Source organism: Achromobacter maghribensis, assembly GCF_057334215.1.
The window spans coordinates 763-7991 of record NZ_JBHFII010000034.1 but is presented as its reverse complement, the minus strand read 5'-3'; the positions used below and the strand labels follow the sequence as shown (position 1 = coordinate 7991).

Sequence of the window (7229 nt, the reverse complement as noted above, 5' to 3'; positions counted from 1 at the left end):
CCCCCCCCCCCCCCCATGACCGTAAAACAATTAAAAGGCCCCGAGGGGTTTGCCTTGGAGTCGCCCAAAGGCAAAAAGGGGCCGCGAGGCCCCTAGTGGTCGGTCAGGGACGCTGAGCCAACTTGTTTTCCAGATAATGGATGCTGGTGCCGCCCTCGATGAAGCGGGCATCTTGCAACAGTTCACGGTGCAACGGGATGTTGGTCGAAATGCCTTCCACCACCATTTCCGACAGCGCGATGCGCATGCGGGCCAGCGCCTGGTCACGCGTGTCGCCGTACGTGATGACCTTGGCGATCATCGAATCGTAATTCGGCGGCACGAAGTAGCCGTTGTACGCGTGTGAATCGATCCGCACGCCAGGACCGCCCGGCGTATGCCAGTTGGTGATACGGCCCGGGCTGGGCACGAAGCGGAAAGGATCTTCCGCGTTGATGCGGCATTCGATCGCATGGCCCTTGAACTGGACATCGCGCTGGCGCAGCGTGAACTTCTCGCCTGCGGCGACCAGGATCTGCTGCTGCACCAGGTCGATGCCGGTGATCAGTTCGGTCACGGGGTGTTCGACCTGGATGCGGGTGTTCATTTCAATGAAATAGAACTCGCCGTTCTCGAACAGGAATTCGAACGTGCCGGCGCCGCGGTAGCCCATCTTGCGGCAAGCGTCGGCGCAACGGTCGCCGATGCGCTCGATCGCGCGGCGGGCGATGCCGGGAGCCGGCGCTTCTTCGATGACTTTCTGGTGGCGGCGCTGCATGGAGCAGTCGCGTTCGCCCAGCCAGACGGCGTTGCGGCCGCCATCGGCCAGCACCTGGATTTCCACATGGCGAGGGTTCTCAAGGAACTTCTCCATATAGACTTCCGGGTTGTTGAACGCGGCGCCCGCTTCCGAACGCGTCATGGTGACGGCGTTCAGCAGCGCGGCCTCGGTGTACACCACGCGCATGCCGCGGCCACCGCCGCCGCCTGCCGCCTTGATGATGACCGGATAACCGACTTCGCGCGCAATACGGATGATTTCCTGCGGATCTTCGGGCAACGCGCCCTCGGAACCCGGCACCACCGGCACGCCCGCTTCGATCATCGCGCGCTTGGCGCTGACCTTGTCGCCCATCAGGCGAATGGTGTCGGGACGCGGGCCGATGAAGACGAAGCCGCTCTTTTCGACGCGATCGGCGAAGTCGGCATTTTCGGACAAAAACCCGTAACCCGGGTGGATTGCCTCGGAATCCGTGACTTCGGCCGCCGAAATGATGGCGGGCATGTTCAGGTAGCTGTCACGCGACGGCGCGGGCCCGATGCACACGGATTCATCGGCCAGGCGCACGTACTTGGCTTCGCGGTCAGCCTCGGAGTGCACGACCACGGTTTTGATGCCCAGCTCACGGCAAGCGCGCTGAATGCGCAGGGCGATTTCGCCCCGATTGGCGATCAGGATTTTTTCGAACATTTTTCAGCTATCAGCCAATGACGAAGAGGGGTTGACCGTATTCGACGGGCTCACCATTTTCGACCAGGATTTCTTTGATGACGCCGGACTTGTCGGCTTCGATTTCATTGAGCAGCTTCATGGCTTCAATGATGCACAGCGGATCGCCTTCCTTGACGGTGGCGCCCACGTCGATGAACGGGGCGGCGCCCGGGTTCGGCGAACGGTAGAACGTGCCGACCATCGGTGCCTTCACGACATGGCCCTGGATGACCGGGGCGGCTTCGGCGACCGGTGCGGCAGGCGCTGCGGCCGGAGCCACGGGCGCGGCGTGGGCGCCGGCTTCGGGCTGGTGGTAAGCCACCGGCTGCAAGGTCTGCGAGAACTTGACGATGCGTACCTTACCTTCGCCTTCGGTGATTTCCAGCTCGGCGATACCCGATTCAGCCACCAGGTCGATCAGGGTTTTGAGTTTTCGAAGGTCCATAGAAGCTGCTTCCCGAGATAGTGTCGGCGGCGTCCCAGCGTGGGGTCCGCGCCGTATAAGATGTAAAAGCTGTGAGTTGGTGCGAGATCAGTGCCGCACTGCGTAACGCAGAGCCGCCTCGTAGCCGTCCGCGCCGAGGCCGCTGATAAGGCCTATCGCCAAGTCGGACAGATAAGAGTGATGCCTGAAGGGCTCTCGCTTATACAGATTGGACAAATGTACTTCAATAAATGGGATCGCGACCCCAGCCAGCGCATCGCGAATTGCGACGCTGGTGTGCGTATAAGCCGCCGCGTTGATGATGATGAAGTCTGTGCCGTCTTGCCGGGCCGCCTGAATGCGGTCAACCAGCGCGCCTTCGTGATTGCCTTGCCAAGCTGTCAGTTTGGCGCCCAATTCGCCTGCAAGCAGTTCCAGGCGCTCATTGATCTGGGGCAGGGTCAAGCTGCCGTAGATGTGAGGTTCCCGGGTGCCAAGCAGGTTCAGGTTCGGGCCATGCAATACCAGTATGTTTTGCGCCATGCGCTTGCCAATGAGTGGATTGCCAATTGTTGGCAAAACAGCCGATAAACCAGCTTTTTACGCCAATTCCTACTATTTGTCCAACAGACTTACGCCTTCAAACCAGAGAGGGTTTGATTCAGGTCGTCGGGCTGGATTTCACCCAGTATCTTCCGGTTAATTCCGCCATCGGCATTGAACACGATGGTAAAAGGCAGGCCGCCGCTGGGATTGCCCAGCTTGCGCAGCGTATCGATCGCCCCGGCGCCGATCACCCATAGCGGGTAGGAAACTTGCACTTTCTCGACGAATTTTTGCATGTTCGCCGCCGAATCGACGCCGATACCGACAAATCGGATATGCGGGTATTTTTTCTGCAAGGCGTCGAGTTCGGGCATTTCCCTGACGCACGGCGCGCACCACGTTGCCCAGAAATTGACCACCATCGGCTGGCCTTTCCAACCGGCCAGCGTATGGGTCGCGCCACTTAAGTCCGGCATCTGCAATTGCAGCAGTCCGGCGACGGGATCGCCTGCCCCAGCGGGAGCGGCGGATTCCTGGGACTTGCGGCCCATCCACGTAAAAGCGCCCGCAACCGTGGCGGCAACCGCCACGCCGGCGGAAAGAAGTAGGCGTCGATTCATGGCGCGATCATAACCGCTACCGCTATTTTTTGTCGCAAGACAAAAACGCCCCTCGGGGAGCAGCAAGCCCGCGAAGCGGCGCGGCGAGGAGCGCTCTATATATACAATGCAGGACAGGAGAGTTTTCAATGCACCTGCATATTCTTGGCATCTGCGGTACGTTCATGGGTGGCTTGGCGCTGATCGCGCGGGCCGCCGGACACAAGGTCACTGGTTGCGACGCGGGCGTGTACCCGCCCATGAGCACGCAACTGTCCGAACAGGGAATCGAACTGATCGAGGGCTTCGGCGTCGATCAAATGGCGCTCAAGCCCGACCTGTACGTGATCGGCAACGTGGTCAGCCGGGGCAATCCGCTGATGGAAGCCATCCTGGAATCAGGCGCGCGCTATGTGTCCGGCCCGCAATGGCTGGGGGACAACGTCCTTTTCGGGCAGCATGTGCTGGCGGTGGCGGGCACCCATGGCAAGACCACCACCAGCTCGATGCTGGCGTGGGTGCTGGAAGCCGCGGGCCAGGCGCCCAACTTCTTGATCGGCGGCGTGGCGCAGGATCTGCACGTGTCGGCCCGCTACGACCCGGCGCGCCGCCCCTTTGTGATCGAGGCGGACGAGTACGACACCGCCTTCTTCGACAAGCGCTCGAAATTCGTCCATTACCGCCCGCGCACCGCGATCCTGAACAATCTGGAATACGACCACGCCGACATCTTCCCCGATCTGGCTGCCATCGAAACTCAATTCCACCATTTGGTGCGCACCATCCCGGGATCGGGCCGCATTGTGCGTCCGGCACATTCCGAGGCGCTTGACCGGGTGATTGACCGTGGATGCTGGTCGGAAACCGTCACGTTCGGTACCGATGGCGGCTGGCAGGCGACACCGCCCGACGCGGATGGCGCTTTTGGCGTGCTGCGCAATGGCACCGCGGTCGGCACCGTGCGCTGGAACCTGACGGGCGAGCACAACCGCATGAACGCGCTGGCTGCGCTGGCCGCCGCCGAGCACGTCGGCGTTTCCGCGGAACAAGGCATCGACGCGTTGACCCGTTTTGGCGGCGTCAAGCGCCGGATGGAGCTGCGCGGCACGGTCAACGGCGTGAAGGTCTACGACGATTTCGCCCACCACCCCACCGCCATCGCCACCACCCTCGAAGGATTGCGGCGCCAGGTCGGGACGGCACGCATTCTGGCGGTGCTGGAACCTCGGTCCAACACCATGAAGCTGGGCACCATGGCCGCCCGCCTGCCCGACGCCCTGGCTGATGCCGATCTGGTGTTCTGCTTCGGCGCGCACAGCGGCAAGCATGCGCTGGGCTGGAATCCGGCCGACGTCCTGGCCCCCCTGGGCGACCGGGCTTCCAGTTACGATGACATCGGCGCCCTGGTCGCCGCCGTGGCCGCCGCGGCCCGCCCCGGGGACCAAGTCCTGGTCATGAGCAACGGCGGCTTTGGCGGCATCCACGGCAAGCTGCTGGACGCCTTGCAGGCGCGCGGCTGAACGGCGGCCCGGCACCGGACAACGACGACATGATCCTCTACCTGCATGGCTTTCGTTCCTCGCCGACCTCGATGAAGGCCAGGATGATGGCCGACGCCATGGCCGAGCGCGGCCTGGCCGCCGAGTGGGCCTGCCCGCAGTTGCCCGCCAGCCCCAGGGAAGCGATCGACCTGGCCATGGGCATCGCCCGGCGCCAGCTGGAGGGCGCGGACAGCCCCCGCGCACTGACCGTGATCGGCTCGTCGCTAGGCGGTTTCTACGCCAGCTGGCTGGCCGAACAACTGGGCTGCAAGGCGGTCTTGCTGAACCCGGCCGTGGAGGCGGCGCGCGACCTGGCCACCCAGGTCGGCGAACACCACATGTATCATTCCGACGCGCCGTTCGTCTTTTTGCCCGAATATGTGGACGAACTGGCGGCGATCCATGCCCCTCGCATCACGCAGCCCGACCGGTACTTCCTGGTGGCGGCGACCGGCGACGAGGTGCTGGATTGGCGCGAAATGCGCGATCGCTATGCGGATTGCCGCCAGCGTATCGTGCAGGGCAGCGACCACGGTTTATCCGATTTCGCCCAATGGATGCCCGAGGTGCTTGAATTCGCCCTTGGCGCCAGGCAGGTTCGCCCCCAATAATCAGTACCAGACCTCAACACTCTATATAGCTGCGCACGGCGGCGCGTGCGCGCCGCCCAGGACGATCCCCACCATGTATGTGTTTTACGAAGACGACGGCAGCTTCAAGGCCGGCAATATCCTGTCCGAGACCGACGCCAGCCTGCAGGTGGAATCGGAGTCGGGCAAGCGCAGCAAGATCAAGCGCGCCAACACCCTGTTCAACTTCGCGTCGCCCGAGCCGGCGGCGCTGATGAGCCAGGCGGCCGCGGTCGCCGAGACGCTGGACCTGCAGTTCCTCTGGGAATGCGCGCCGCAGGAAGAATTCGACACGCCCGCCCTGGCTGCCGACTATTTCGGCCACGCCCCCACGCCCGTGGAGCAAGCCGCGTTGCTGATGCGCCTGCACGGCGCGCCAGCCTATTTCCATCGCCGCGGCAAGGGCCGTTACCGCCCTGCCCCGCCCGATATTCTGGCCGCCGCCCTGGCCGCGCTGGACAAGAAGCAACGCCAGGCCGAGCAGCAGCAGGAATGGGTGGACGAAATGGCCGCCGGCCGCCTGCCGGAACCCATTGCCCAGGCCGCGGAGTCCCTGCTGATCCGCCCGGACAAGAACACGCAACAGTGGAAGGCCCTGGACGCCGCGTGCGCCAAACTGGGCAAGACGCCGGACCGCCTGCTGCTTGAGCTGGGCGCCTGGCCGCATGCGCTGGCCTTGCACAAGCGCCGCTTCCTGGCGGTGAATTTCCCGCGCGGGCTGACGTTCCCCGACCTGGAACTGCCGCCCATCGACCGCGACCTGCCGCTGTCGGACGCCGAGATCTATTCGGTGGACGATGTCACCACCACCGAAATCGACGACGCCTTGTCCGTGACGGAGCTGCCCGACGGGCGCCTGCGCGTGGGCGTGCACGTGGCCGCCCCCGGCCTGACCGTGACCCGCGACAGCGAGTTCGACAAGCTGGCCCGCGCCCGCCTGTCCACGGTCTATATGCCGGGCGACAAGATCCCGATGCAGCCAGACAACGTCATCAAGGCGTTCTCGCTGGATGCGGGCCGCGAAGTGCCGGTGCTTTCGCTGTATGTCGTGGCCGACCCGGAGACGGGCGAGATCATCGAATCCGAAACGCGCCTGGAGCGCGTGGTGGTGCGCGAAAACCTGCGCCATAACATGTTGGACGCGCAGGTCACGGAAGCGAGCCTGGCCGATCCGTCGGCGGACATTCCCTACGGCCACTGGCTGCGTCCGCTGTGGAAGCTGGCGCAGGCGCTGTCGGCGCAGCGCGAGAAGGTGCGCGGCAAGCCCGAAAACAATTCGCGGGTGGAATACAGCTTCTATCTGGACGGCAATCCAGACGATCCGGACACGCCGGTGCGGCTGGTACCGCGCCAGCGCAATGCGCCGCTGGATCGCATGGTGGCCGAATACATGATCCTGGCGAACAACCAGTGGGGCGGCCTGCTGCACCAGCACGGCGTGCCGGGCATCTACCGTTCGCAACAGGCGGGGCGCGTGCGCATGAGCACGCAGGCGCTGCCGCACGAGGCGATCGGCGTGCCGCAATACGCCTGGAGCACGTCGCCGCTGCGCCGCTATGTCGATCTGGTGAACCAATGGCAACTGATCGCCGCAGTGGAACATGGCGTGTCGGCCCGCCTGGTGGCACCATTCAAGCCGCGCGACGCGGACTTGTTCGCGATCATCGGCGCGTTCGATGCGCAATACGCGGCGTGGGCGGAGTTCCAAAGCGCCATGGAGCGCTACTGGTGCCTGCGCTGGCTGAAGCAACACGGCGTGACCCGGACGGTGGCGCACGTGTTGCGGGACGACCTGGTCCGGTTCGCGAATGCGCCGCTGGTGACTCGAGTGGGCGGGATGCCTGAGTTGGAGCGGGGGACGGCGGTGGAGATTGATATTCTGGGGATGGACGAGTTGAGTCTGGAACTGGATTGTCGGTATTTGGGGGAGGTTAGTCCGGCTGCTGGGGATGCTGCTTCGTAGTTGGTCGGCGGTGTTGGACAGGGCTTCGTGGGTCGCCCGTCGGCGGGGTTCGCCTG

Annotated in this window: 7 protein-coding genes; 3 read left to right on the top strand and 4 right to left on the bottom strand. The window is 64.0% G+C overall.

Annotation, left to right across the window (positions count from 1 at the left end; translation table 11 throughout):
- Positions 1-103: 103 nt before the first annotated feature.
- From accC to ACE039_RS13645, 4 genes are all read right to left on the bottom strand, one after another.
- A complete protein-coding gene (gene accC / locus ACE039_RS13660) occupies positions 104-1450 on the bottom strand; it encodes an acetyl-CoA carboxylase biotin carboxylase subunit (RefSeq protein ID WP_183014710.1) in 1347 nt (448 codons plus the stop codon).
- Between the two features lie 10 nt (positions 1451-1460).
- Positions 1461-1916, bottom strand: coding sequence for an acetyl-CoA carboxylase biotin carboxyl carrier protein (gene accB, locus ACE039_RS13655; protein ID WP_105559338.1), 456 nt, complete (start codon positions 1914-1916; stop codon positions 1461-1463).
- Between the two features lie 87 nt (positions 1917-2003).
- Positions 2004-2438, bottom strand: coding sequence for a type II 3-dehydroquinate dehydratase (aroQ, locus tag ACE039_RS13650; RefSeq protein ID WP_006226654.1), 435 nt, complete (start codon positions 2436-2438; stop codon positions 2004-2006).
- Positions 2439-2527: 89 nt separating this feature from the next.
- Positions 2528-3061 (bottom strand): TlpA family protein disulfide reductase, encoded by a 534-nt coding sequence (locus ACE039_RS13645; protein ID WP_310034296.1) that lies wholly within the window; start codon positions 3059-3061, stop codon positions 2528-2530.
- Between the two features lie 128 nt (positions 3062-3189).
- Between ACE039_RS13645 and mpl the strand changes: the two genes are divergently transcribed.
- The 3 genes from mpl to ACE039_RS13630 all read left to right on the top strand — a co-directional run bounded on the left by mpl (position 3190) and on the right by ACE039_RS13630 (position 7173).
- Complete coding sequence (gene mpl / locus ACE039_RS13640) at positions 3190-4560, top strand: UDP-N-acetylmuramate:L-alanyl-gamma-D-glutamyl-meso-diaminopimelate ligase (RefSeq protein WP_485822607.1); 1371 nt, start codon at positions 3190-3192, stop codon at positions 4558-4560.
- A 29-nt stretch (positions 4561-4589) separates the two neighbouring features.
- Positions 4590-5192: a YqiA/YcfP family alpha/beta fold hydrolase gene (locus ACE039_RS13635; RefSeq protein WP_485822606.1), complete on the top strand. Its 603-nt coding sequence runs from the start codon at positions 4590-4592 to the stop codon at positions 5190-5192.
- Positions 5193-5265: 73 nt separating this feature from the next.
- Positions 5266-7173 carry a ribonuclease catalytic domain-containing protein gene (locus ACE039_RS13630; protein WP_485811314.1) on the top strand — a complete coding sequence of 636 codons (1908 nt, stop codon included), beginning with the start codon at positions 5266-5268 and terminating at the stop codon, positions 7171-7173.
- Positions 7174-7229: the final 56 nt, after the last annotated feature.